Origin of the sequence: Rathayibacter sp. AY1C6, assembly GCF_002931535.1 — a bacterium.
Classification (GTDB): Bacteria; Actinomycetota; Actinomycetes; order Actinomycetales; family Microbacteriaceae; genus Rathayibacter.
This window is the reverse complement of the sequence record NZ_PSWC01000036.1, coordinates 1-23645: the sequence shown is the minus strand read 5'-3', so window position 1 is coordinate 23645 and position 23645 is coordinate 1. Positions and strand designations below refer to the sequence as shown.

The following is a 23645-nucleotide window of genomic DNA, read 5'->3' as shown; positions in this document are numbered from 1 at the left end:
GGGTGCAGCCGAGGTGGTCGGCTCCGATCGAGGCGCTCGGGCCGGTGAGGGCGCTCGCCGAGTCGGGCTCCACCGCCCTCCAGCGCCGGTTCACGGGGGAGGAGCCGGTCGTCGGCTGCGCGGGCTCGACGGGGCCTGCGGAGGAGGGGCTCGAGGAGCGGCGGTCGGAGGCGCCGGATCCCGCACCGGGAGCGGAGGGGTCCGCAGTCGCCGCCGCATCCTCCGCGGGCGAGGCGGCGGTCGGCGTCGACACCGCTTCCGGGGCGGTCATCGCCTCGGGCGCGAGTGCGGCGGAGGCGAACACCACGGAGAGCACGAGGGTCGTCGTCGGGGCGAACGCGGCGAGAGCGCGGGTGGTGCGGGTCACGGACGGTCCAGTTCTGCGGGCTCTGCGATGCGCCCGCCTGTGATTACTACCAGGAGCGTGAAGAGCTCTGCACCCCCGCTTCCGGGTGGAGTGCCGCGGAGCGCGCCAGCGGGCTCGGCCATGCTCGTGCGCCCACCTCCTCGACGAGGCGGCGCTGAGCCGGATCGATCAGGCGACCGATCTCCTTCTCGGGGAGCACCTGCGGGGGAGCGGCTGTTCCTTCCCGCCCGCGGAGATCGACGTGACGGCGCTCCCGCCCAGGCCCGGCACGTCCTTCGGCATCTGGAGCCCTGAGCCGCGCGCCTCGAGCCCGCACTCGCCCTGCGCCTCGGATGATGTGCCGCACATGCAGAGGAGGGAGCGCCCACGGGCACTCCCTCCTCCCTCACGGCCGGTCGACCGGCCGCCGTGCGCTCAGCAGACGCGGGCCGGGTAGGCCACCGTCTGCGCGAAGGTCTCGGAGCCCGCCGTGGCGGTCACCGTCACCTGGCTGCCCGGCATGCTCGCCAGGCGGGTGGTGAACGCGGAGGATCCGCTCGCGCCCGCGGCCACCGCGGTGACCGTCTTCGAGCCGTAGGCCGAGGCCATCGCGACGTCGATCGGAGCGGTGCCGCCGTTCTTGGCGAGGACCGTCAGCACCGCCTTCCCGGCGACGCAGCGCGACGTCACGGTCACCGGCACCGTCAGCGCCGGGGCGGCCGCCTCGGGGACGACGATCTCGCCGATCTTGAGGAACGAGCCCGGCGTGGAGAAGGTCAGCTTCAGGCCGGTGGCCGAGACCGCCGCGAACGGGATCGTGGTCAGCGTGCCGTTCGCCGCCGGAGCGACGTTCTGCGCGGTGGTCGGCTTCCAGGTGCCGTCCTCGGCGCGGTAGGCCACGCTCACCGACGCCAGGGTGCCCTCGGTGTTGGTGAAGGTGAGCCCGGCGACGCGGTGCGCCTCGGTGTTCGTCAGCGTGAACTCGGCGCTGCCGGCGAAGGTGCCGTCGGTCCAGGTCGACCAGGGGGTGCTCACGTTGCCGTCGCAGGCGTTCTTCGCGGGGAGGGTCGCGTACTTCGTCTGGCTGAACGACGCCGAGACTGCGGCCCCGGGAACGCGGCAGACGTTCGTCGGCGGCGCGGTGCCCCAGATCTGCACCTCCGAGACCGACTGCCACGTGTTCGCCGCGCTGGTGAGGTGCAGGCGGAGGCCCGTGGTGTCGGGCAGGGAGGACAGGTCGAGGATCGCCGTCGGGGCGGATCCGGTCGCGGCCTGGCTGAGGGTGCTGGCGACGGAGGAAGTCGTCCATGCGTCGTTCACCTGGTACTCGACCTCGATCCTCGACGGCCAGGTGGCGGTCGCACCGTCCTTGTAGGTGCTGACCGTGACCGAGTCGAGGTTCTGCGCCGCGCCCCAGGAGAAGGAGAGGCGGCTGTCGCGCGGGTAGCCGGCCGAGGACCAGTCGTCCCAGCCCTTGCCCTTCACGTCGCCGTCGATGAGCTTGCCGGCGAGGTCCGTGCGACTCGAGACCGCGACGGACGCTCCGGGAGCGAGGTTCGCGATGCTCGGCTCCGCCACCTCGATCATGCGGGTGAAGCGGCGGCCGGAGGAGAATCCGGCGTCGGCGGCGAGCGTGCCCGTCACCTGCACCGTGCCGAGCTCGGCGGGGCCGGGGGCGGCCCAGGTCACGGCGACGTCGCGGGTCGAGCCGTTGCTCGCGACCGAGACCGTCGAGGGGAGCGCGGCGGCGATGTCGGCGCCGCGGCGGACCTGCTTCGGCAGACGGGCGTCCACGACCGACCAGACGCCCTCGCCGACCCCCTTGTCGTCCCAGTAGGAGAGGTTCCAGCCGGATCCCCAGCGCGCCGGGTCCTCCTGAGCCGGGTTCCGCATCTCGAGGCGGCCGTTCTCGCCGACCGTCATCGGGAGCCAGACGTAGGTCGAGTCCGACTTGCCCTCGTTCCACCGGTCGCCCATGTAGACGTACTTCCCGGGAGCGAGCGTGAGGACGTTCGTCGACTGCGAGCCGAAGGTCGTCTTGCGGGAGTCGCCGATCGAGAGCAGGCCGTCGCCGCCCTCCGGGATCGCGTTGTAGGCGACGTTCTCGTCGGCGTCGCCCTTCTCGACTCCGCGGGTCCACGCGCCGAGGATCGAGTCGGCGGTGTAGTAGGTCTGCGGGTTCGGCGCCCAGCCGGTCGCCCCGGAGGCGATCGTGTAGTACTTGCCGCCGTTGGCGAAGATCGCGGGCGCCTCGAGGTGTCCGCACTCCTTCACGATCTGGAAGTCGGTGCCGCGCACCGGTGCTCCGGCCGCACCGTCGGCGAAGACGTAGGGGTACGTCCCGTCGGCCGAGTACTGGTTCGCGTCGAGGGTGTCGGTCGTGGTGGTCCGCTCGACGTTGGTGTAGTCGGCGTCGAGCTTCGCCACGTAGAGCGAGTAGTTCTCCTCGGAGGAGTAGGAGATGTACGCGGTGCCGTCCTCGTCCTGGAAGACGGTCATGTCCCGGGCCTGCCCGGGCACGGCGGAGGTGGTGCAGGCCTTGTAGTCCGTGCGGTTGTAGAGGCGGTAGACGCCCTGGAGCGTGAAGGGCCCGGTCGGGCTGTCCGAGACGGCGACTCCCGCCATCGAGCGCGCGTAGGTGCTGCCACCCGGGGTGGTGCGGCCGTCGGAGTGCCACCACATGACCCACTTGCCGGTCTTCTCGTTGAAGAGGACCTTGGGGCGCTCGAAGATGGCGGTGTTCGGCGAGGCCTGCGTCGTGTCGAGGTGGTAGTCGAGCTCCGCGATGCGGTCGGCGCGAGGGGCTCCGGAGTCGTCGACGGTGTCGTAGAGCGCGTCGAAGTAGGGGGCCTCGAGGTCGGCCGGAGCCGAGACGCTGCGGAGCGCGGTGCCCTTGTTCTCCCAGTTGTGGCCGTCGGTGGAGCGGTAGACCGCGACTCCGGGGCTGTTCCAGTAGCCCTTCGTGCGGTCCTCGCCGTACCAGTACTGGACCTGCTGACCGCCCTCCTCGACGGTGACGATCTGGCCGCCGTGCGCCTGGATGTGGCGGCCGTCGGTGTCGTACCAGTAGGGCTGGAAGTAGCCGGCCGCGGTGCTGCCCGGGTCCTGGACCGCCGGGTAGTCGGTGTAGGTCACGGGCGTCGAGGTGCGCGGCACTCCGTCGTCGGGATCCGTGGCCACGGCGGCCGAGGCCGACTGCGCTCCTGTTCCCAGGAGCGCTGCGACGAGCAGCGCGGCCACCGCCGCGGCGGCCGTTCGTGGTCGAGACGTCATGCTGTGCTCCTTTGCACCGGGGACTTCGCGCATGTTCACGCAAACATCAGGCTTCCACGAGGCTCTGATGACGTCAACATTCAGGTCGACCGACGGCCGGGCGTCGGACGGCCGCCCGGGCTCCGTCTTGGCCGCTCAGCGCTCCGGCGCGAACGCCCCGCCCGGGCCGAAGGCGAGCTCCGCGAACCGGCGGCCGATGAGCTCGTGCGCTTCCGGATCCGGGTGCAGGCCGTCCGGGAGCGGGAGCCGCTGGGCGTCGTCCGGCCCGTAGAGCGCGAGCCCGTCGAGCAGTCGCAGGTCCGGGTCGTCGGAGCGCGCGGCGACGACCTCGGCCAGCGCCTCGCGGACGATCCGCAGGGTCAGCCGTCCGTTCGCGGTGTCGCCCGGGTCGCCGGTCGCGACGAAGCGCGGCGCCCCGGTCGTGAAGGACGCGGGATCGACGTCGCCCGGCCCCGGCGTGTCCTCGTGGATCCCGCAGAAGAGCGGAGTGACGAGGAGCAGCGGCGTCGCGGGATGGCCCTCGCGGATCGTGTCGAGGAAGCCGTGCACCGCCGGCACAAAGGTGCGGCGGCGCATGCCGTCGAGGTTCACGAGGTTGGTGCCGAGCGCGACACTGATCAGGTCGGCAGGAGTGTCCCGCATCACGCGAGCGGTGAAGGGGTCGACGAGTGCGCTCCCGCCGAAGCCGAGGTTCACCAGGCGGGCGCCGCTCGCCCGGGCGGCCACGGCCGGCCAGATGCCCGAGGGGCGCGCCGCGTTCGAGCCCTGGCTGATCGAACTGCCGTGGTGCAGCCAGACGGGGCCGGAGAGCGGCGCGGGTTCGAGCGGTGCGTCGGACCGCAGGGCCACGAGGTCCACCGCCTCGTTGTGCGGGAGGAGCAGCTCCACGCGAGACGGCCCGGCCGGGAGGTCGAGCCCGACCGTGTCGAGAGGTCCGGGGAGGAGGGCCCGGTCACCGGTCGCGAGGTCGAATTCGATCGCGTCGCCTCCGGTGAGCGCGTGGGAGGCGGTCATCTCGCCGTCGACGACCGCGTCGACTGCGCCGCGCGGCCGGGGCAGCCCCCGATAGGCGACCCGTGTCGCGTGCACGTCGAGCTCGATCCGTCGCGCCTCGGTGACGAAGGAGATCCGGACACCCGAGGGCTGCGCCTCCATCAGCAGGAGCTGCGCATCCGCATCGCGCTCGCGGACCGCGCGGGGGAGGCGGTGCGGCCGGACTCCGCGGGGCACCTCCTCCAGCTCGATCGCGCCGTGGACGAGCCGTTCGGTGAGGGGTGTGCTGATCATGCGGGGATGTCCTTCCGGCGGGTCCAGTGGCTGAAAAGAAAGTGCAGGCAGGCGAGGAGCTCGCTCCACGACTGCGCGGGGGTCGGGCTGCTGTGCGCGAAGCTCCCGAGCCGTTCGAGGGTGAGGAAGCCGTTCAGAGCGGCGCCCGTCACTCGGACGGCGTGCACCCGGTCCTCGGCGGGGATCGCGTAGCCGAGGAGGACCGCATCTGTGAGCTGCACGACGCGGCGGGCGGCCGGGGCGGCGACCGCGTCCGGCCCCGCAGTGCGCTGCAGCGACTCCCACAGGCCCGGCCGCTCGCGCGCGAAGGAGCGGTGGGCGTCGGCGAAGCCGTCCAGCGCCTCCCGGGCGGAGCGTCCGGCGATCGCGACGGCGATGCGGTCGGACAGCTCGTCGAGGGCCAGGACCGTGACGCCGTCGCGGAGTGCGGCGAGATCGCGGACGTGCGTGTAGAGGCTCGGCGTCTGCACCTCGAGCGAGCGGGCGACGGCGGCCAGGGTCACGGCGGCGAGACCATCGGCGTCGGCGATCGCGGCGGCGCGATCGATGACGGCGGAGCGGGTGAGGGAGCGACGGGGCACGCGTTGATCCTAATACCCCTAGGTTTTCACATATGGACATTCGGAAGCTCCGACGCCCGAACCGCGATCGCCCCCGAGCCGGAGGGCTCGAGGCGATCGAACGTGCGGTGCGGCCTAGCCGCCGACCGCCTGGCGAGCGCTATCGAGCCCGCTCAGTTCTTCCGGATATCGATCTCAGGGCTGCGAGGATCTCGCGCGCTCGAGGATGGCCGCGATCACGGCGGACTTCGCGTCGGCGTAGTCGTTCCCGTCCTCCCAGCGCCGGAGGAGGAGAGACGCCTTCGTGCTGCGGTAGAGCTCGCGGTCGGCCGGGTCGGTGCGCAGCCGGTCGCGCAGGAGGAGGTACGCGTCGATCGCGGGATGACCCTCCTCGTAGATGTGGACGTGGGCGTCCCGTCCGGGCGTGCGGACCAGCCGGTGCCCGGGCTCGCGGGTGCGCAGGACGTAGCCGGCCTCGAGCAGCGGCGCGACGTGGTCCTCCTCCGCCGTGACGTCGGGCACGACGACCAGCACGTCGACGATCGGCTTCGCGGGCAGGCCCGGAACGGAGGTCGAGCCGATGTGCTCGACCCGTACGCCCGGGACGGCCTCGAGGATGCGCCGCCGGTGCTCCTCGAACAGGGCGGACCACTCGGGGTCGTGCTCGTGCAGGGCGAGCTCGAGCGGCTCCGGTCCACCGACGAGCTCGACGGAGACGACGTCGGGGCGGCTGGGGGAGCGGTGCGGAGTCACCGGGTCATCGTGCCAGGGGTGCCGCAGGGCGGGTGCGGTTCACTGGAGCGGTGAGCACCCTCCTCGTCACCGCGCACCCCGACCGCGACTCCCTCACCGCCGCCCTCGCCCGGCGGCTGCGGGAGGAGCTCGGCCCCGACGGAGTGGAGACGGCCGACCTCGACGCCGAGGGCTTCGATCCGCGGTTCGGCGCGGCCGACCGGGACCGCTACCGCGGTGTCGGCCCGGTTCCCGACGACGTCCTCCGCGAGCAGCGCCGGCTCGACGGCGTCGACCACCTCGTGCTCGTCTTCCCCGTCTACTGGTGGTCGATGCCCGCGCTGCTGAAGGGCTGGATCGACCGCGTCTTCCTCACCGGCTGGGCCTTCGACATCGACCCCGTCCACGGCACGCAGCGCAGGCTCGGCGCTCTGACCGTCCACCTCGTCCTCGTCGCGGGGGACTCCGCCGGGACCTACGAGCGGCACGGCTACGAGCAGGCGCTGCTGACGCAGATCCAGCACGGGATCATCGACTACTGCGGAGCCCGGCGCGGCGCAGCCGTCTTCGTCCACGAGTCCGAGCGCGAGGACGACGCGAGCCGCCGGGCGGCGGTCGAGGACGCGGTCGAGCGGACCGTGGAGGCGATCAGGGCTGATCCGCCTGCAGCGCTCCGGTGACGAGGGCCTGCACGAGGGTGTCGGCGTCGTAGTCCGGATCGTGGGCGGCGCCGATGCAGAGGTTGCCGATGCCCTTGAGGAGCATGTAGCCGCTGAGACTCGACGCCGGGATCCGGGCGGGTCGTGCCGCCCCGAGCAGGTCGCCGCAGACGGGGACGAGCCGCTCCACGAAGTACGCGTGCAGGGCGTCGGATCCGGCGCTGTCGCCCTGGAGCGCACCGGCGAGGCCGTGCTTGGTCACCAGGAGGTCGACGAAGTGGGCGACCCAGGCCCGGAGGGCGGCCTCCGGGGTCGCGCTGTCGGCGAGCAGCCGTGGGCCCGCCTCCGCGCAGGCCTCGACCTGGTGGCGGTAGACGGCGACCACGAGCTCCGAGCGGGTCGGGAAGTGCCGGTAGATCGTCCCCATGCCGACGCCGGCCTCCGCCGCGATCTCGCGGACCGGCGCGTCCACCCCGGAGGCCACGAACACCGTCGCCGCGGCGGCGAGCAGAGCGTCGCGACTCGTCCGCGGTCGGCCGGGCGTGCGGGGCGCACGGTCGCTCATCGGTTCTCCTTGCTTGTCGGAGCGGCGCTCCATAATGCCTCCGAGCGCAGCTCCACCACGTTCCGGAGCAGTGCTCCGCAATGTTCCGGAGCAGCGCTCCGACGATTGTGCCAGAGCGCCGCCACCCAGGAAGGACCCTCGTGCCCACTCCGCTCCTCGACTCGTCGACCCCCGGTGAGCACCGCCCGATGGGCGCGGTCCGCACGGCCGAGCGCGACCCCTCTCGATCCGTCGCCACGGCCCGTCGTCGAGGGGCGGACGGGCCGTTCGCGACGGATGAGCGGAGCGGGTCCTGCCGTCAGCGCGGGGCGCGCAGTCCGGCGAGCGGGCCGTCGTGCAGCGGCTCCGTCTCCCAGCGGACGCGGGCGGTGCGGTCGGGAGCGAGCTCGATGTGCAGGCGGTGCGGGGTCTCGAGGAACACGACGTCGACCAGCACGCTGTCGCCCGAGGGTCCGGCGCTCGCCGCGAACGGCCCGTCGACGGTCCAGGCTCCTGCGCCGGGCGTCACGGCGAAGCGCTCGTCGCCCTCGATCAGCGCGAGCGTCCAGCCGCCCTCGTCGGCCGTCACCTCGACGGCGTCGGGCCACGATCCGACCGGCGTGTAGCTCCCGGTCGCGGGGGAGGCGCCCTCGAGCGGGGGCAGGGCGAGCTCCGACAGCCGGTCGGCCAGTCGGGCGTCGGCCTCCGCCGTGGACCCTCGGCCGACGGCGGGGAGCAGGTGCTCCCAGGCGAGCGCGAGCAGCGTCTGCGTGTCCGAGGTCTGGCCGGTCAGCGCGATCACGAGCTCGTGCTCGGGCACGATCAGGCTGAACTGCCCGTACGCGCCGTCCGCGCGGTAGCCGTGCAGCGACCGCCAGAACTGGAAGCCGTAGCCCTGCTGCCAGTCCGGTCCGCCGTCCTCGTGGGTCGGGACGTGCGCGCGGGACGCCTCGGCGACCCACTCCGGCGAGAGGATCCGCCGGTCGCCCCAGCGCCCCTCCTGCAGGTACAGCAGTCCGAGCGCAGCTGCCGCCTCGGTGGTGGCGTGCAGCCCGCTGTAGCCGAGCTCGCGCCCCGAGTCGTCGCGATGCCAGGCGACCTCGCCGATGCCGAGCGGATCGAGCAGGCGCGGGCGCAGGTAGTCGGTCAGCGACTGCCCGCTCACGCGCTGCACGATCGCGGCGGCGGCGAAGGTGCAGGGCTGGTTGTAGGCGAAGACGCTGCCCGGCTCCTGCTCCGGCGGGAGGAGGAGGAAGCCGCGCACCAGGTCGACCGGATCCGTCTCCTCGGCGCGGTCGATCGTCTCGGCGGAGTGGCCGCTCGCCATCGCGAGGACGTGGCGGACGCGGATCGCACGCGAGCGCGGGTCGGTGATCTCGTCGTCGAGCTCGGGGAAGTACGAGAGGACGGTGGCGTCCAGGTCGACCAGGCCCTCGGCGACCGCGAGGCCGACGGCGGTCGCGGTGAAGCTCTTGCTCAGCGAGTAGAAGAGGTGCGGCCGCTCGGCCGAGTACGGCGCCCACCAGCCCTCGGCGACGACGTCGCCGCCCTGCACGACCATCAGGCCGTGCAGCTCGACGCCAGGAGCGGCCTCGACCCCTTCGACGAAGGCCAGCACTCCCTCGGCGTCGACGGAGCGGGCGGACGGGGTGCTTCTCGGCAGTGAGCGCGACATCCTCCGATGCTACGACCGGCGCGGCGCCGCCTCCGCCCGGGGGCAGGTGGCGGCGCCGCCTAGGCGGTCGGCTCGGCGGGGAAGGGCCCGAGGCCGAGCAGTAATCGGAGGATCGCGTCGGCCGGCACGCGCAGGGCGGGGCCGGAGCCGAGCTCCCACTCCGCGTCGGTCGGAGCGAGGGTGCGACCGCGGACGGCGGCGCGGATCGCGAGCGGCGCGCGCTGCAGGCGGTCCAGGGCCACCCCGCCGGTGATGCGGGAGGAGAGGGCGAGCGGCTCGGGGGAGAGGGCGAGCTCGACGCGGACGACCTCGACCAGCTCGGCGACCGAGCGGGGACCGGCGCCGGCGCGGCGAGCGGAGGCGAGAGCGGCCAGGGCCGGGGCGATCTCGGCGGGAGGAGGAGGGGAGGAGGCCTCTCGGGCGCCCATCCGCGTCGCGAGGCGCTGGCCGGTGCTGCTCGAGAGCCGCACGACGAGCTCTCCGAGCAGGGCGTCCCGGGAGACGGCACTGGCCGCCTCGCCCTCCGTGGTGGAGGGGGAGGCGGCCAGGACGGCGAGGCGGTCGAGCCTCTCGGCGACGAGGGGGCGCCAGTCGTTGCTGACGCCCGTCTCGTCGACCGAGGGCCCGGTGCTCAGCGGCAGGAACCGCGACCAGTCGGGCACGACCGCAGGGCCTAGCGTCCGCCCGAGCGGCGCTTGTTGTAGACGTCGAAGGCGACCGCGAGCAGGAGCACGAGGCCCTTGACCGCCTGCTGCCACTCGATGCCGATGCCCATGATCGACATGCCGTTGTTCAGGACGCCGATGATGAGACCACCGATGATCGCCCCGCCGATGGTGCCGACGCCGCCCTGGACCGCCGCGCCGCCGATGAAGGCGGCCGAGATGGCCTCGAGCTCGAAGCCGTCGCCCGCCTTCGGGCCGGCGAGGTTGAGTCGCGCGGTGAAGACGAGGCCGGCCAGCGCCGCGAGGACGCCCATGTTGACGAACAGCCAGAAGGTGACGTTGCGGGTCTTGATGCCGGACAGCTCCGCGGCGTGCAGGTTGCCGCCGATCGCGTAGACGTGACGGCCGAAGACGGAGCGGTTCATGACCACGCCGTAGATCAGGACGAGCACGGCGAGCACGATCAGGGTGACCGGGATGCCCTTGAAGGTGGCCAGCGCGAAGGAGAAGGCCGCGATCACGACGGAGACGAGGACGAGCTTGGTGACGAACCAGGCGCCCGGCTCGACGCTCTGCGCGTACTTCTGGCGGCCGCGGCGGGTGCGCACGGACTGCACGGCGAAGGCGACGATCGCGAGCGCGCCGATGACGAGCGACAGCGGGTCGAGGTCGGTCTCGCCGAACAGGTCGGTGAGGAAGCCGTTGCCCAGCGCGCGGTACTCGGTCGGGAAGGAGCCGATGTTCGCGTTGCCGAGGACGACGAGCGCCAGGCCGCGGAAGATCAGCATGCCCGCCAGGGTCACGATGAACGCCGGGATCCCGACGTACGCGATCCAGAAGCCCTGCCACGCTCCGACCAGGGCGCCGATGAGGAGGGAGAGGACGATCGACAGCCACCACGGGAGACCCATGTTGACCGCGAAGACGCCCGAGATCGCTCCGACGAACGCCGCGACCGAGCCGACCGAGAGGTCGATGTGCCCGGCCACGATGACCATCACCATGCCGATGGCGAGGATCAGGATGTAGCCGTTCTGGACGATCAGGTTCGAGATGTTCTGGGGGCGGAGGAGGATTCCGCCGGTCATCACCTCGAACAGCAGCACCACCACGATGAGGGCGATGAAGATGCCGTTCTTGCCGAGGTCGCCCAGCACGTGGCTGAGTCGCTTAGTGAAGGCGTTCTCGGTGGGCTTCACCTGCGCACCGGCCGCGGTGGACGGTTCGTTCTGCAGATCGGTCATCGTTGCTTCTCCTGGGTCATGAGGGTGAGGACCGCCTCGGGCGTCGCCTCGGCGATGGGCAGCTCGCCCGTGATCCGGCCCTCCGACAGCGCGTAGACGCGGTCGCAGATGCCGAGCAGCTCCGGCAGCTCGGAGGAGATGACGATGATCCCCTTACCCTGCGCCGCGAGCCGGTTGATGATGGTGTAGATCTCGTACTTCGCACCCACGTCGATGCCGCGGGTGGGCTCGTCGAGGATGAGGACGTCCGGGTCGGAGTAGATCCACTTCGACAGGACGACCTTCTGCTGGTTGCCGCCGGAGAGCTTCCCGGTCTTGGCGAGCACGGTCGGCGACTTGATGTTCATGCTGCCGCGGTACTCGTTGGCGACCTCGAACTCGCGGTTGTCGTCGACGAGTCCGCCGCGGGCGACCTTGTCGAGCGACGCGAGCGAGATGTTCCGCTTGATGTCGTCGATGAGGTTGAGGCCGTAGTGCTTGCGGTCCTCGGTCGCGTAGGCGAGCCCGTGGGCGATCGCCTCCGAGACGTTGCGGATCTTGATCTCCTTGCCGGCCTTGAAGACCTGGCCGGAGATGCGGCTGCCGTAGGAGCGGCCGAAGAGGCTCATCGCGAACTCGGTGCGCCCGGCGCCCATGAGCCCGGCGATGCCGACGATCTCGCCGCGGTGCACCGTCAGGTTGACCTTGTCCACCATGACGCGGGTCGGGTCCTGGGGGTGGTGGGCCGTCCAGTCGACCACGCGCAGGATCTCCTCGCCGATGTGCGGCGTGTGGTCCGGGTAGCGGTGGTCGAGGTCGCGGCCGACCATGTCCTTGATGATGCGGTCCTCGGTGACGTCGTCGTGCGCGATCGTCTCGATGGTCTTGCCGTCTCGGATGACCGTGACGGTGTCCGCGATCTTCTTGATCTCGTTCAGCTTGTGGCTGATGATGATCGACGTGATGCCCTGCTCCTTGAGGTGCAGGATCAGGTCGAGCAGGTGGTCCGAGTCCTCGTCGTTCAGGGCCGCGGTGGGCTCGTCGAGGATGAGCAGCTTGACCCGCTTGGAGAGCGCCTTCGCGATCTCGACGAGCTGCTGCTTGCCGACTCCGATCTCCATGATCTTGGTGGTCGGGTTCTCGCGCAGACCCACGCGGGCCAGCAGCGCCGCCGCCTCCTGGTTGGTCTTGTTCCAGTCGATCAGGCCGCCGAAGCCGCGCACCTCGTTGCCGAGGAAGATGTTCTCCGCGATGGAGAGGTAGGGGCTGAGGGCCAGCTCCTGGTGGATGATGACGATGCCCTTCGCCTCCGAGTCGCGGATGCTGGAGAACTGCATCACCTCGTCCTCGAAGACGATGTCGCCCTCGTAGGTGCCGTGGGGGTAGACGCCCGACAGGACCTTCATCAGCGTCGACTTGCCGGCGCCGTTCTCCCCGCAGATCGCGTGGACTTCGCCGCGCTGTGCGTTGAGCGTGACGTCCTGGAGCGCCTTCACGCCCGGGAACGTCTTGGTGATGCCGCGCATCTCGAGGATGTTCGAGGTCACGCCGCCTCCCTTCCTTCGTAGTGGGGGAGGGCGCCCAGTGGGCGCCCTCCCGGGGTGTTCCTTCTCGGGTGAGGAGAGAGGACTAGCCGTTCACTTCCGCGTCGGTGTAGTAGCCGCCGTCGACGAGGACGGACTGGATCTGGTCCTTGGTGACGATGACCGGCTCGAGCAGGAAGGACGGGACGACCTTCTTGCCGTTGTCGTAGGTGTCGGTGTCGTTGACCTCGGGCTCGGTGCCCTCGAGCACGGCCTGGGCCATCTTCACGGCCTCCTTGGCGAGCTCGCGGGTGTCCTTGTAGATGGTCGCGTACTGCTCGCCGGCGATGATCGCCTTGACGGAGTCGAGCTCGGCGTCCTGACCGGTGATGATCGGGAAGTCGGAGCCGACGGTGTAGCCGGCGTCGGTCAGAGCCGAGATGATGCCGCGGCTGAGGCCGTCGTAGGGCGAGAGGACGCCCTGGACCTTGGAGCCGTCGGAGTACGTCTTGGTGAGGATGTCCTCCATGCGGCTCTGGGCGACCTCGCCGTCCCAGCGGAGCGTGGCCACGGTGTTGAAGTCGGTCTCGCCGGACTTCACGACGAGCGTCTTGTCGTCGATGTACGGCTGGAGGGTGTCCATCGCGCCGTTGAAGAAGAACGTGGCGTTGTTGTCGTCGGGGCTGCCGGCGAACAGCTCGACGTTGAACGGGCCGGCGGGGGCGTCGGCGGCCTTCGCGCCGGTGAGGTCGGTGAGACCGAGGCCCGCGAGGAGCGAGGTGGCCTGCTGGACGCCCACCTTGTAGTTGTCGAACGTGGCGTAGTAGTCCACGTTCTCGGAGTCGCGGATGAGGCGGTCGTAGGCGATGACGGGGATGTCGTTGGCCTTGGCCTCCTCGAGCACGCTCGTGAGGGTGGTGCCGTCGATCGAGGCGACGATCAGGGCCTTGGCGCCCTTGGTGATCATGTTCTCGAGCTGCGAGACCTGGGTGGGGATGTCGTCCTCGGCATACTGCAGGTCGACCTGGTAGCCGGCCTCCTCGAGCTGCGACTTGACGTTGTTGCCGTCAGCGATCCAGCGCTCGGACGACTTGGTCGGCATCGCGACGCCGACGAGGCCGCCGTCGCCGGATCCCGAGCCCGAGCCGCCACCGGTTCCGGAGGAGCAGGCGGCGAGGGAGAGGATCATCGCTCCGCCGGCGATGCCGGCGATGAGAGCGCGCTTCATTGTGGTCACTGTGATTCCTTCGTCATTGAATGCAGTGGATGCAGGGCCGCCCTCGGGATCGGGGCGGAGATGTGATGCCATGTGAGCGATCACATTGCGTCATGCTAGACCCGACGGCGCCGTTCATGTCAACGCGCACGTCTCGACTCGGTAACGGGACACCGGCGGCGCGTCGTCCGCTCCCCGACCGCTCGTGTCAAGGGTCCCCGGCCCCGGAAGGGAGCCGGAGCCGTCGGCGTTGCGTCCAGCGCTGTCGAAAGGACGCACACCATGACGAAGACCTGGTTCATCACCGGCGCCTCGAAGGGCTTCGGCCGCGAGTGGGCCGAGGCGGCGCTCGAGCGCGGCGACTCGGTCGCCGGGACCGCCCGCCGGATCGAGACCCTCGACGCCCTCGTCGAGGAGTACCCGGACACGTTCCTCCCGCTGACCCTCGACGTGACCGACCGCGAGGCCGGCTTCGCCGCCGTGCAGGCCGCGGCCGACCGGTTCGGCCGACTGGACGTCGTGATCAACAACGCCGGCTACGGGCACTTCGGCATGATCGAGGAGCTCACCGAGGAGGAGGTCCGCGCGCAGCTCGAGACCAACGTCTTCGGCGCCCTCTGGGTCACCCAGGCCGCGCTGCCGATCCTCCGCGAGCAGGGCTCGGGCCATATCGTCCAGGTGTCGAGCATCGGCGGCATCAGCGCGTTCCCCTCGATCGGCGCGTACCACGCGTCGAAGTGGGCGCTCGAGGGCTTCACCCAGTCGCTGGCCGCCGAGGTCGCCGGCTTCGGGATCCACGTGACCCTCGTCGAGCCCGGCGGGTACTCGACCGACTGGTCCGGTCCCTCCGCGTCGCGCAGCGAGCCGATCGCCGCGTACGACGAGGTCCGGGAGGCAGCGAGCCGACGCCCCTCCGCCGCTCAGCAGGGCGACCCGCGGGCCTCGCGCCTCGGGATCCTCGCGGTCGTGGACGCGGACGAGCCGCCGCTGCGGATCTTCTTCGGGCGCGCGCCGCTGGGCATCGCGACGGCGGACTACGAGTCGCGCCTCGAGACCTGGAAGCGCTGGAACGACGTGTCGATCGCCGCTCACGGCGAGTGATCCCGGGCGGTCGCGGCGCGAGGGCGTCGCGGCCGCCGGTCAGCGCGAGGCGGTGACGCTCGCGCTCCGGGGGACGGCCGTGGATCCGCGGACGACCAGCTGCGGAGCGATCGGCGCCGCCTTCTCCGGCCGGTCGCCCTCGATCAGGCTGAGCAGCGCGGCCACGCACCGGCGTCCGAGCTCCACGAAGTCCTGGCGGACGCTGGTCAGCGGCGGCCAGTAGAACGCAGCCTCGGGGATGTCGTCGAAGCCGATGACGCTGACGTCCTCCGGCACGCGGACCCCGCGCTCGTGGAACGCGCTCATCAGTCCGAGCGCCATCTGGTCGTTCCCCGCGAACACCGCGGTGAAGTCGAGGAAGCGCGAGAGCTCGAGGCCCACGCGGTGGCCGCGCTCGGCGCTCCAGTCGCCGAGCAGCGGCGGGCGCAGCGGGATCGAGCGGTGGTCGAGCTCGGCGAGGTAGCCGCGCATCCGCGCCTCGGCCTCGATCCAGTCCTGCGGGCCGGCGAGGTGCACGATCTCGGTGTGCCCGAGGTCGATCAGGTGCCCGGTGGCGATGCGGGCGCCGGCCATCTGGTCGACGTAGAGCGCGTCGTCGCGGTCGTCCTCGCTCGTCTGCAGCGTCACGTGCGGGATGCGCAGCGCGACTCCGGAGAGGATGTCGAAGACGCGGATCTGCGGGGCGACGACCACGAGGCCCTCGACCGCCTGGTTGAGCAGATGCCGGATCCCGGCCTGGATCGACGCGCCGTCGGTGCCGTCGACGTTGGCCGTGACGACGAGGTAGCCCGCGTCGCGCGCCGCCACCTCGATGGCCTGGATGCTGGAGGCCGGACCGTACTGCAGGCTCTGCGAGGACAGCACGCCGACGGTGCGGGTGCGGCTGGTGACCAGTGCCCGCGCGGCGAGGTTGGGGCGGTAGTCGAGCTCGGCCATGACCTCGAGCACGCGCTTCTTCGTCTCGGCGCGGAGGCTCGGGTGGTCGTTCAGGACCCGGGAGACGGTCTGGTGCGAGACGCCGGCCGCGCGGGCGACGTCGTAGATGCTCGGCGCCCGCGACGCGGGCTTGTCTTCCGGCATCGGGCACCGCGGCTCTCTGTGATCGGCGCCTCCGACGCAGGACCGGGGCGCCCTCACGGGCGGCTCGCCCGTCCGCGGGCGCGTGTGAGCACACTTTACGTCCCTCGGCGCGGGGGCCTGCACACCGACGGAACCTCGACGGCTCGGACGGGTGCCGCTCCCGGATCGGCCGGACGTTCCGGCACCGCTGGTGCGGGCGCGCCGGAACGACGCGATCCGCGCCTCCGCCCCGCGGTCGTCGCAGCGGGTGGTCGACGCGGTCGGGTCAGCCGTCGAAGACCTCGGCCGAGGCGAAGGCCGCATCGGAGCGGAGCACGGCGACGAGGTCAGCGGGACAGTCCTCGAAGGCCGTCCTCTCCGGACCGGGAGGCGTGTGCGCTCGGAAGTCGACGACGGATCCCTGGGGCGCGACGGCGTCGGGCGATCACAGGCGCCACCCTGCGGTCCGGGGTACTTTCCCGCGTGTGAACGACAGCGACGAGAAGTCCGGGAGAGGCTGGCGCGTCGATCTCGGCGAGCCGCCGGAGAGCGTGTCCGGCGATGTCGTCGACGCTCTCGATAAGGTGTCCGCGGAATTCGCGGCATTCCGGAGCGGGACTTCCGGCGAGGGCGGAGAAAGGGCCGCGGCCCTCCGCGGAGCCGCCCGACTCGGGGCCGGAGAGCACCGGCTCGCCGTCGCCTCGGGGCTGACGCGGGAAGGCGTCCGCGCCTTTCTCGCGGGGGGATGACAAGCCGTCGGAGAGGCGGTTCCCCCGTGCCTCGACAAGCCGGCGCCGAAGGAAGAGAAAGGCCTCGAGAAGGCGCGGCATCCGGAGAGATCGGGGACGACGAATGGACGACGAGGAGTGGGCTCGGTACCTTCTCGCGATGGAGCGCCGAGCACCGACGAATCAGGACGGCGCGACCGCGGAACGCCGTGACGCGATGGTGGCGGCCGTCCTGCGGGAGCTCGACGGGGTCGATCCGTACGGACTCGAGCCGGGTCGCGAGGACGGCGCTCCCCGCGACGAGTACGCGTCTGAGGCGGCCCCGATCGCGAGCATCCTCCTGCGCCGAGGACGGATCACCGGCGAGGAGCTCGACGCCGTCTGGCGGTTCTGGTTCGGCGAGCCGCTGAGCGCCCTGCTCGGCGACGGCTTCGCCCCGCTCCTGGCGCGGCTCGACCGGCTCGCTCCTCCCTCGGCGGAGGACTGACGGGCGTCGGGTTCCGGCGGCGGACCGGCCGCGATCCCGGCGTCCCGTATAGCTCCGCCCAGCTCCGCCTAGCTCCGCTCGCGGAAGAAGCGGATGAGCTCGCGCAGGGCCGGGAGCGTCGCGCTCTCGGCCTCGGCGTCGTCGAGGTCGTCGAAGGAGGTGCGGAGCCCGGCGGCCTCGGCGTCGGCGGCGGACTCGAACGCCATCGACCACTCCGGGAACAGCCTCTCCCGGATCGGCTCCTCGAGGAGGGTGCGCAGCTGCGCGTGGCGCTCGTCGGCGGCGATGACGGCCATCCGCTCGCGCAGGACCGCGTCCGGCCCCTCGAGCACCTGGAGGAACCGGCCGTCGCGGTGCAGGAGCATGCCGGTCAGGCCGAGGCGCTCGTTGTTCGCGCGGCACTGGGCGAGCAGCGCGGGGAGGTCGGCGTCCGTGAAGCCGGCGGAGGTGCGGCTGGAGTAGACGAGGGAGAGCATGGCGTCCGTTCCTGGTGGGGAGGCGGGCGCCTCCGCTCCCAGTGGACCACCGACAGCGCCTCCCGCACGGCCACTTCCGCCGGCGGCGGCGGGCTGCTAGAGCTAGCCGACCGTGATCGGAGCGGCGGACGGACGGGTGCCCTGCCGCATCCAGACGAAGAAGCCGACCAGGGTGAACGCGCCGTAGAAGACGTACATCAGCCCCGACGCGTAGTAGCCGGCCGAGAACAGCAGCGGCACGCCGACCAGGTCGACGGCCACCCAGATGAGCCAGAACTCGGTCCAGCCCTTCGCCATGCCGTAGGTGGCGAGGACGGAGCCGACGAAGATCCACGCGTCGCTCCAGACCGGCTCGTAGGAGCCGAGCGCGCGGAACACGGGCGTCAACACCGCGGTGCCGCCGACCATCCCGAGCACCAGCAGGCCGCGGGTGCGCCACGACGCCCAGCGCGGTTCGATCAGGGTGGCGGAGTCGTCGGGGCGGTGGGTCCACCGGTACCAGCCGTAGACGCTGACCAGGATGAACATCACCTGCCGCCCGGCCTGGCCGAGCAGGTTGACGGGGTTCGGAGTGCCGAACAGGGCGCCCATGAAGACCGTGAACAGCAGCACGTTGCCGATGAGGCCGACGGGCCAGGCCCAGACCTTCCGCCGCATCCCGCCGAGGGCGCTGAGGAGCCCGAAGACGTTGCCGATGACCTCCCGCCAGAGGACGGTCTGCTCGCCGATGACGATCTGCGCGTCGAACAGCCAGTGCACGAGGTCCACGAGGCCTTCTTCCTGAGTCGGGATGCCGGGTGGTGCAACCCTGCCCCATCCCGGGCCATTCCCGTCGCGGGCGGATGCGGGCGCCGCGCTCGGACCACGCTGGATCCCGCTCCGGGGCGGGGAGCGCGACCGGCGCCCCGCTGTGCCGCCGCGACCGTAGGCTGGCGGGATGACGTCCCGGGTGCGACTCCTGCTGGCCTCGTCGCACCCCGGGCCGACCGTGACGGTCACCGTGCTGGCGACCGTGATCGCGGCGGCGTCCGGGCATCCGCTCGGGCAGGTCGTGCTGGTGGCGCTCGCCGTGCTGCTCGGGCAGCTCTCGATCGGGCTCGCGAACGACTGGATCGACGCCGACCGCGACCGCGCGGTGGGGCGCACCGACAAGCCGGTCGCGCAGGGGCTGATCGGCGTGGGCGCCGTCCGCGCCGCCGCACTGGGGACGGCGGCGGCCGCCGTGGTGCTCTCGCTGGTGCTCGGACCGGTCGCCGCGGTCGCGCACCTGGTGCTGGTCGCCGCGGGCTGGGCCTACGACGCGGGGCTCAAGCGCACGGTCTGGTCGGTCGCTCCGTTCGTGGTCGCCTTCGGGCTGCTGCCGGTGGTGGCGGTGGCGGCGGGCGACGGCCGGGTCCCCGCCTGGTGGGCGATCGCGACCGGCGCCGTGTTCGGCGTCGCGATCCACTGCACGAACGTGCTCCCCGACCTGGTCGACGACGAGGCCACCGGGGTCCGCGGCTTCCCGCACCGCCTCGGCCTGCGGTTCTCCGGAGTCGTCGCCTTCGGGTCGCTGGTGGTCGCCGCGCTGCTCGTGCTCGTCGGACAGCTCGTCGGCGACCAGCCGGTGCGCCAGACGGGCGTGGTGCTCGCGGTGATCGGGACCCTCGCGGTGGTCGTGCTCGCCGCGGCGGGCATCCGCCTGGTGCTGACCGGCCCGCCCACGCGCACCCTGTTCCGGCTGGTGATCGCGGCCTCGCTCGTGCTGGTGGTCGAGCTCGGGCTGGCGGGCGCGCGGCTGGTCGGCTGACCGGCCGCCCTCAGGACCAGCGCATCGCGTAGACGCGGGCGAGCAGGTCCGAGGTCGGCAGGGCGAGGGCGGTGCGGAGGAACGCCTCGCGGCCGCGGTGCGCGAGCGAGCCGAGCGGGCGTCCGAGGGCCATGTTCGCCTCCGCCTGCCGCGCCGCGCGCCGGGCCGCGGTGGTGCGCCGCCGGGCGAAGCCGGGCCAGGGGCCGGCCTCGCCGCGGCGCACGGCACCGGCCAGGAGCGGGGCGAGCTCGGCGGCGTCGAGCCAGCCGAGGTTCATGCCCTGCCCGCCGATCGGACTGATCTCGTGCGCGGCGTCGCCGATGAGCACGACGCGGCCGACGCCCATCCGCTCGGCCTCGCGGCGCCGCACCTGGAAGCCGCTGAGCATCGTGCAGGTCTCCGGGTCGGCGTCGGCGCCCGTCCGGTCGCGGACAGCGGCGGCCAGGGCGCGCGCGGCCTCCTGGTCGGGGGCCTCCTCGGGCCGCCAGGCGGGGGCGCCGAGGGAGCGGTCGGGGCCGCTCAGGGCGACGTACCGGCGCCGACCGCCCGGCAGGGGGAAGGACTCCACCACTCCGGCCGGGCCGACGTCGACCAGCGCGGTGCCGGTGAGACCGCCGGGCTCGGGGTCGGCGAAGTCGCCCATCACGTAGCGGTCCGGGTAGTCGCGGCCGGTGGTGCGGATCCTGAGCAGGTCGCGGACGGTGCTCCGGGCGCCGTCGGCCCCCACGACGAAGGCGGCGCGGACGGAGACCGGCTCGCCGCCCGGTCCGGTGCCGGTCGCCTCGACGGTGGAGCCGCGACGGAGCAGGCCGGTCAGCGCGACCCCGGGGCGCAGCGCGTCCGGGGACGCCGCCTCCAGGCGCTCGCGGAGGATCGCCTCGGTGCGGTGCTGGTCGAGGGTGACGACGTAGGGGTGCGTCGCGGAGGCGCGCGCGAACGAGAGCGTGCCGAGGGTGCGGCCCCGGCTGCGCGCGACGCCCTCGCGGACCCGGGTGGCCTCGGCCAGCACGGGAGCATCGGCGCCGACCGCCGCGAACGCGTCGAGCGACGGCGGATGGATGCCGATCGCCCGCGAGCCGCGCGGTACCGAGGAGCGCCGCTCCCACACCTGCACGTCCACTCCGGCCCGCGCCAGGAGCGCGCCGAGCAGGAGTCCGACCGGACCGCCGCCGACCACGAGTACGTCCGTCTCCGCTGTCACGGGTCGAGCCTAGGGAGCGGCGGCGCGGCGGGCGAGGGGGTGTGCTCGACCGCCGCGCGTGCTCAGGGTGCGAGCGGAGGTGTCAGAGCGCGTCGACGGCGGCGAGGATCTCCTCGGTCTCCGTGCGCGTCGTGTAGTCGACGTGCACGTCCGCCGTGCGGACGATCCGGTCGGCGTCGACGACCAGGACGGTCGGGTACGGGACGGCCGGGGTGTCGTCGGCGTTGCTGTCCTTCACGGCGAAGCCGAGCGCGGTGTGCGCCTCCTGCGCCTCGCCGCTGGGGGCGGTGACGATGCCGAGAGCGCTCGCGAGCGTGTTGCCGGGGTCGGAGACGACGGTGAAGCCCAGGTCGCCGCCCGCGACCGCCGCGCGCGACCCGTCGGGGGTCTGCGGGCTGATCGCGACGAGGGCGACTCCGCGCGACGCGAGCTCGGGGGCGAGGGTCTCGTTGTAGTGCTTGAGCGTGATGTTGCAGTACGGGCACCAGGCTCCGCGGTAGAAGACGAGGACGGCCGGGCCCGCGCCGAGGACGTCCGCGAGGTCGACGGTGTCGCCGTCGACGGTCACGACGGAGGCGGCGGGAAGCGCGTCGCCGGCGGTGACGGCTCCGCTCGGGGCGCCGGCGGCGACGAGGTCGTCGCGCTCGCCGGAGAAGACGGCGGCGAGCTCGGGGCCGACCGTCTCGTCGAAGCCGACGGTGAACTCGTCGAGCTGGGTGCGGACGGAGGTGCTGGTCATCGGAAGTCCTTCGGTCGTGACGGTCGTGGTCCCCCGTCCGGGAGCCTAGGCATGCGGGGGACCGGGCGCCGGGCGCCCGTCACGCGGCGTCACACGACGGCCGACGCGTGTCGGCCGGCGTGCGTGGGGCCCGGCCCCGTCGCTCCGTCAGTCCGGGGCGACGACCAGCTCGCCGCCGGCGGAGCGCGAGACGCACGGCATGATCCAGCGGTCCTGCTCCTCGGGGGTCAGCACCAGGTCGCGGTGCTCCGCCGTCCCGCCGACGAGGCGCAGGCGGCAGGTGCCGCAGGTGCCTGACTCGCAGGAGGAGTCGACGTCGATCCCGGAGGAGCGGAGCGCGGTGAGGAGCGAGCGGTCGGCCGGGACCTCCACGACGGCTCCGGTCGGCTCCCAGACGGCGGCGAAGGGGACGGCCCGGTCGCCGACGGCGTCGACGCCCGCGAAGTCCTCGACGTGGATCCGGCTCGGGCGCCAGTGCATCGTGAGGGCGAGGACCTCGTCGATCAGCGCGGACGGACCGCAGCAGTAGATCCGGGCGTCGTCGTCGGGCTCGGCGACGAGCGGCCAGAGGTCGAGCCGGCCGTGGATCGCACTGTGGTGCACGAGGGAGCCGTCGGCGGAGAACTCGTCGAGCCACGCGGTGTCCTCGGGGGTGCGGCTGAGGTAGACGACCTGCACGGCCGATCCCTGCGCCCGGAGCTCGGCGGCCATCGCGCGGATCGGAGTGACCCCGATCCCGCCGGCGATCAGGAGGTAGCGGGCGGCGGGCCGGAGGGCGAAGGTGTTCGCGGGCGGCGCGGAGGAGAGGACATCGCCGACGCGGACGTCGTCGTGGAGGCTCCGCGATCCGCCCCGACCCCCGGGCTCCCGGCGCACCGCGATCGCGTAGTGCGACGGCTCCGCGGATCCCGGCTCGACGAGGCTGTAGCTGCGGCGCTCGCCGGAGGGGGTCGTGAGCGTGAGGTGCGCGCCGGCGGAGTAGCCGGGCAGCGGGGCGCCGTCCTCGCTCCGCAGCACGAAGCGGGTGACGGCCGGGGTGAGCGCCTCGCGCTCGGCCACCACGAGCCGCAGCTCAGCCACGGAGCACCAGCTCGTCGCCCGCGCCGAGCGTGCCGCCGTCGAGGACCTCCGCGTAGACGCCGAGGAGCTCGTGGCCGTAGGTCTCGTGCAGCAGGCGCGGGACGGGCAGGTCGCGCCGACCGGTGCCCGGCTCGACCTCGGTCGCGGCGCACCGCTCGGTGGCCTTCGTGATCCGCAGCCGCAGCCCGCCCGCGCTGAGCTCGCCCCCGAGCAGCTCGAGCTCGCTCCACGCCGGCAGCCCCTCGAGATGGATGTTCCCACGGAACCGCAGCGGATCGACGCTCCGGCCGGTGCGCTCGGCGAGGTCGCGGACGCTCGCCAGGTTGATCAGCGAGACGTACTCCATCTCGATGTCGGAGTTGTGGGCCGTGTCGGTGTAGCGGCGCCCCGCGTCCTGGGCGATCACGGGCTCGACGCCGGGCGGCAGGTCGAGCACGCGGGCGGCGAAGGAGCGCAGTGCGGCCCGTCCGTCCGCCGCGCCCAGGTCGGCGGAGAGGACCCGGTGGCCGCGGACGTCGACGGTGAGCACTCCGCTGTCGGGGTCGAGGTGCGTGGTCAGGCCGGCGAGGCGGGCCTCGGCGACGAGGACGAAGTACTCGCGCTTGGAGATGCCGTGCCGCATGCCGGGCCGGTAGGCGCCGCCGGGGCGGGCGAGGGCGATCGTGCGGTCGAAGGGGACGCCGCGGCCGGCGGTGAGCTCGACGCGGGGGAGCGGCTGCGGGGTCAAGCCCTTCACCGGGTAGACGAAGAGGCCGTCCACGCGTGTCGTCATGCCCCCATCCTGGCGCATCGCCGGGAAGTCGGCAGGGCCGTCGCGGCGCAGCGGAGCACGAGGAACGGACGCGGCGCCGTGCGGATCCTGCGAGGGCGGGCGGAGGGATCCGCTCCGGCGGGCCTCGTCAGTACTGGAGGGAGAGGCCGACCAGGGGCGGGACGACGAGCGCGCCCAGCTCGACGATCGCGACGCTCGCGCCGACGCCGAGCGTGACGGCCGAGAGCAGCCGGGCGCGGTCCTTCCGCGCGACGCCGATGACGCCGACGATCGCGGTCGCCGTCGCGAGCACGAGCATCGTGACCCCGAGGGCGGCGAAGAGCGCCCCGATCTGCGTGGTGTCGAAGCCGCCCTGGAACGCGAGGACCGGGATGGCCGTGGTGAGCGCGGTCCGCCCGATCTGCGCGAGGACGAGGACGATCGCGAGGACGAGGCCGACTATGCCGACGACGTCGCGGGGCCGGGACTGGGGGGCGGGGACGGAGGCGGTCACGCCGTCGAGCCTAGGGG

23 protein-coding genes and 1 pseudogene are annotated in these 23645 nt (G+C 72.6%); 5 read left to right on the top strand and 19 right to left on the bottom strand.

From position 1 onward, the window contains the following. From C5D36_RS15830 to C5D36_RS15805, 5 genes and pseudogenes are all read right to left on the bottom strand, one after another. Positions 1-367, bottom strand: a pseudogene (locus tag C5D36_RS15830) (hypothetical protein); the annotation flags it as partial. A 414-nt stretch (positions 368-781) separates the two neighbouring features. Further along, on the bottom strand, positions 782-3619 hold the full coding sequence (locus tag C5D36_RS15820) for a discoidin domain-containing protein (RefSeq protein ID WP_104296231.1): 2838 nt from the start codon (positions 3617-3619) through the stop codon (positions 782-784). A 135-nt stretch (positions 3620-3754) separates the two neighbouring features. After that, entirely contained in the window at positions 3755-4906 is a 1152-nt protein-coding gene (locus tag C5D36_RS15815) for a GDSL-type esterase/lipase family protein (RefSeq protein WP_104296230.1), read from the bottom strand. Continuing rightward, positions 4903-5487 carry a TetR-like C-terminal domain-containing protein gene (locus C5D36_RS15810; protein ID WP_104224976.1) on the bottom strand — a complete coding sequence of 195 codons (585 nt, stop codon included), beginning with the start codon at positions 5485-5487 and terminating at the stop codon, positions 4903-4905. Before C5D36_RS15810 ends, C5D36_RS15815 begins: the two co-directional genes overlap by 4 nt. A gap of 174 nt (positions 5488-5661) precedes the next feature. Beyond that, positions 5662-6219: a GrpB family protein gene (locus tag C5D36_RS15805; RefSeq protein WP_104296229.1), complete on the bottom strand. Its 558-nt coding sequence runs from the start codon at positions 6217-6219 to the stop codon at positions 5662-5664. 50 nt (positions 6220-6269) lie between these two features. Here C5D36_RS15805 and C5D36_RS15800 point away from each other — a divergent pair, with 50 nt between their 5' ends. Beyond that, positions 6270-6878: an NAD(P)H-dependent oxidoreductase gene (locus C5D36_RS15800; protein ID WP_104296228.1), complete on the top strand. Its 609-nt coding sequence runs from the start codon at positions 6270-6272 to the stop codon at positions 6876-6878. Here the strand turns inward: C5D36_RS15800 and C5D36_RS15795 are convergent. The 6 genes from C5D36_RS15795 to chvE form a co-directional block, all read right to left on the bottom strand. Continuing rightward, entirely contained in the window at positions 6847-7422 is a 576-nt protein-coding gene (locus C5D36_RS15795) for a TetR/AcrR family transcriptional regulator (RefSeq protein WP_104296227.1), read from the bottom strand. The two genes, C5D36_RS15800 and C5D36_RS15795, sit on opposite strands and share 32 nt — an antisense overlap. Positions 7423-7720: 298 nt before the next feature. Beyond that, positions 7721-9076, bottom strand: coding sequence for a serine hydrolase (locus C5D36_RS15790; RefSeq protein WP_104296226.1), 1356 nt, complete (start codon positions 9074-9076; stop codon positions 7721-7723). Between the two features lie 59 nt (positions 9077-9135). Continuing rightward, positions 9136-9738, bottom strand: coding sequence for a hypothetical protein (locus C5D36_RS15785; protein ID WP_104296225.1), 603 nt, complete (start codon positions 9736-9738; stop codon positions 9136-9138). Between the two features lie 11 nt (positions 9739-9749). Continuing rightward, the gene (gene mmsB / locus C5D36_RS15780) at positions 9750-10985 is read right to left on the bottom strand and encodes a multiple monosaccharide ABC transporter permease (protein WP_104224982.1); all 1236 of its coding nucleotides are present in this window, start codon (positions 10983-10985) and stop codon (positions 9750-9752) included. Then, positions 10982-12511: a multiple monosaccharide ABC transporter ATP-binding protein gene (gene mmsA, locus C5D36_RS15775; protein WP_104227396.1), complete on the bottom strand. Its 1530-nt coding sequence runs from the start codon at positions 12509-12511 to the stop codon at positions 10982-10984. The genes mmsB and mmsA overlap by 4 nt, the downstream gene beginning before the upstream one ends. 82 nt (positions 12512-12593) lie before the next feature. Continuing rightward, positions 12594-13715, bottom strand: coding sequence for a multiple monosaccharide ABC transporter substrate-binding protein (gene chvE, locus C5D36_RS15770; protein ID WP_104224984.1), 1122 nt, complete (start codon positions 13713-13715; stop codon positions 12594-12596). A 270-nt stretch (positions 13716-13985) separates the two neighbouring features. Here chvE and C5D36_RS15765 point away from each other — a divergent pair, with 270 nt between their 5' ends. Further along, on the top strand, positions 13986-14804 hold the full coding sequence (locus C5D36_RS15765; RefSeq protein ID WP_104224985.1) for an SDR family oxidoreductase: 819 nt from the start codon (positions 13986-13988) through the stop codon (positions 14802-14804). Between the two features lie 39 nt (positions 14805-14843). Here C5D36_RS15765 and C5D36_RS15760 read toward each other — a convergent pair whose 3' ends face one another. Beyond that, a complete protein-coding gene (locus C5D36_RS15760) occupies positions 14844-15884 on the bottom strand; it encodes a LacI family DNA-binding transcriptional regulator (protein WP_104234510.1) in 1041 nt (346 codons plus the stop codon). A 464-nt stretch (positions 15885-16348) separates the two neighbouring features. Between C5D36_RS15760 and C5D36_RS15755 the strand changes: the two genes are divergently transcribed. Both C5D36_RS15755 and C5D36_RS15750 read left to right on the top strand, forming a co-directional pair. Beyond that, complete coding sequence (locus C5D36_RS15755) at positions 16349-16612, top strand: hypothetical protein (protein ID WP_104296224.1); 264 nt, start codon at positions 16349-16351, stop codon at positions 16610-16612. Between the two features lie 139 nt (positions 16613-16751). Continuing rightward, entirely contained in the window at positions 16752-17078 is a 327-nt protein-coding gene (locus C5D36_RS15750; protein ID WP_146078497.1) for a hypothetical protein, read from the top strand. 68 nt (positions 17079-17146) lie between these two features. Here the strand turns inward: C5D36_RS15750 and C5D36_RS15745 are convergent, their stop codons facing one another. Together C5D36_RS15745 and pnuC are read right to left on the bottom strand one after the other, a co-directional pair. Continuing rightward, positions 17147-17554 carry a BLUF domain-containing protein gene (locus C5D36_RS15745; protein ID WP_104224988.1) on the bottom strand — a complete coding sequence of 136 codons (408 nt, stop codon included), beginning with the start codon at positions 17552-17554 and terminating at the stop codon, positions 17147-17149. 102 nt (positions 17555-17656) lie between these two features. After that, positions 17657-18322, bottom strand: coding sequence for a nicotinamide riboside transporter PnuC (gene pnuC / locus C5D36_RS15740; protein ID WP_104296222.1), 666 nt, complete (start codon positions 18320-18322; stop codon positions 17657-17659). Positions 18323-18491: 169 nt separating this feature from the next. On the opposite strand from pnuC, the gene C5D36_RS15735 reads away from it, so the two are divergent. Next, positions 18492-19343: a UbiA family prenyltransferase gene (locus C5D36_RS15735; RefSeq protein ID WP_104296221.1), complete on the top strand. Its 852-nt coding sequence runs from the start codon at positions 18492-18494 to the stop codon at positions 19341-19343. Positions 19344-19353: 10 nt separating this feature from the next. Here the strand turns inward: C5D36_RS15735 and C5D36_RS15730 are convergent, their stop codons facing one another. The 5 genes from C5D36_RS15730 to C5D36_RS15710 all read right to left on the bottom strand — a co-directional run bounded on the left by C5D36_RS15730 (position 19354) and on the right by C5D36_RS15710 (position 23628). Next, on the bottom strand, positions 19354-20544 hold the full coding sequence (locus C5D36_RS15730; protein WP_104296220.1) for an NAD(P)/FAD-dependent oxidoreductase: 1191 nt from the start codon (positions 20542-20544) through the stop codon (positions 19354-19356). A gap of 82 nt (positions 20545-20626) precedes the next feature. After that, on the bottom strand, positions 20627-21283 hold the full coding sequence (locus tag C5D36_RS15725) for a peroxiredoxin-like family protein (protein ID WP_104296219.1): 657 nt from the start codon (positions 21281-21283) through the stop codon (positions 20627-20629). Between the two features lie 147 nt (positions 21284-21430). After that, positions 21431-22363 (bottom strand): PDR/VanB family oxidoreductase, encoded by a 933-nt coding sequence (locus C5D36_RS15720; RefSeq protein ID WP_104283935.1) that lies wholly within the window; start codon positions 22361-22363, stop codon positions 21431-21433. Next, positions 22356-23135 carry an MOSC domain-containing protein gene (locus tag C5D36_RS15715; RefSeq protein ID WP_181072926.1) on the bottom strand — a complete coding sequence of 260 codons (780 nt, stop codon included), beginning with the start codon at positions 23133-23135 and terminating at the stop codon, positions 22356-22358. The genes C5D36_RS15720 and C5D36_RS15715 overlap by 8 nt, the downstream gene beginning before the upstream one ends. A 127-nt stretch (positions 23136-23262) precedes the next feature. Then, entirely contained in the window at positions 23263-23628 is a 366-nt protein-coding gene (locus tag C5D36_RS15710) for a hypothetical protein (protein WP_104296217.1), read from the bottom strand. Positions 23629-23645: the final 17 nt, after the last annotated feature.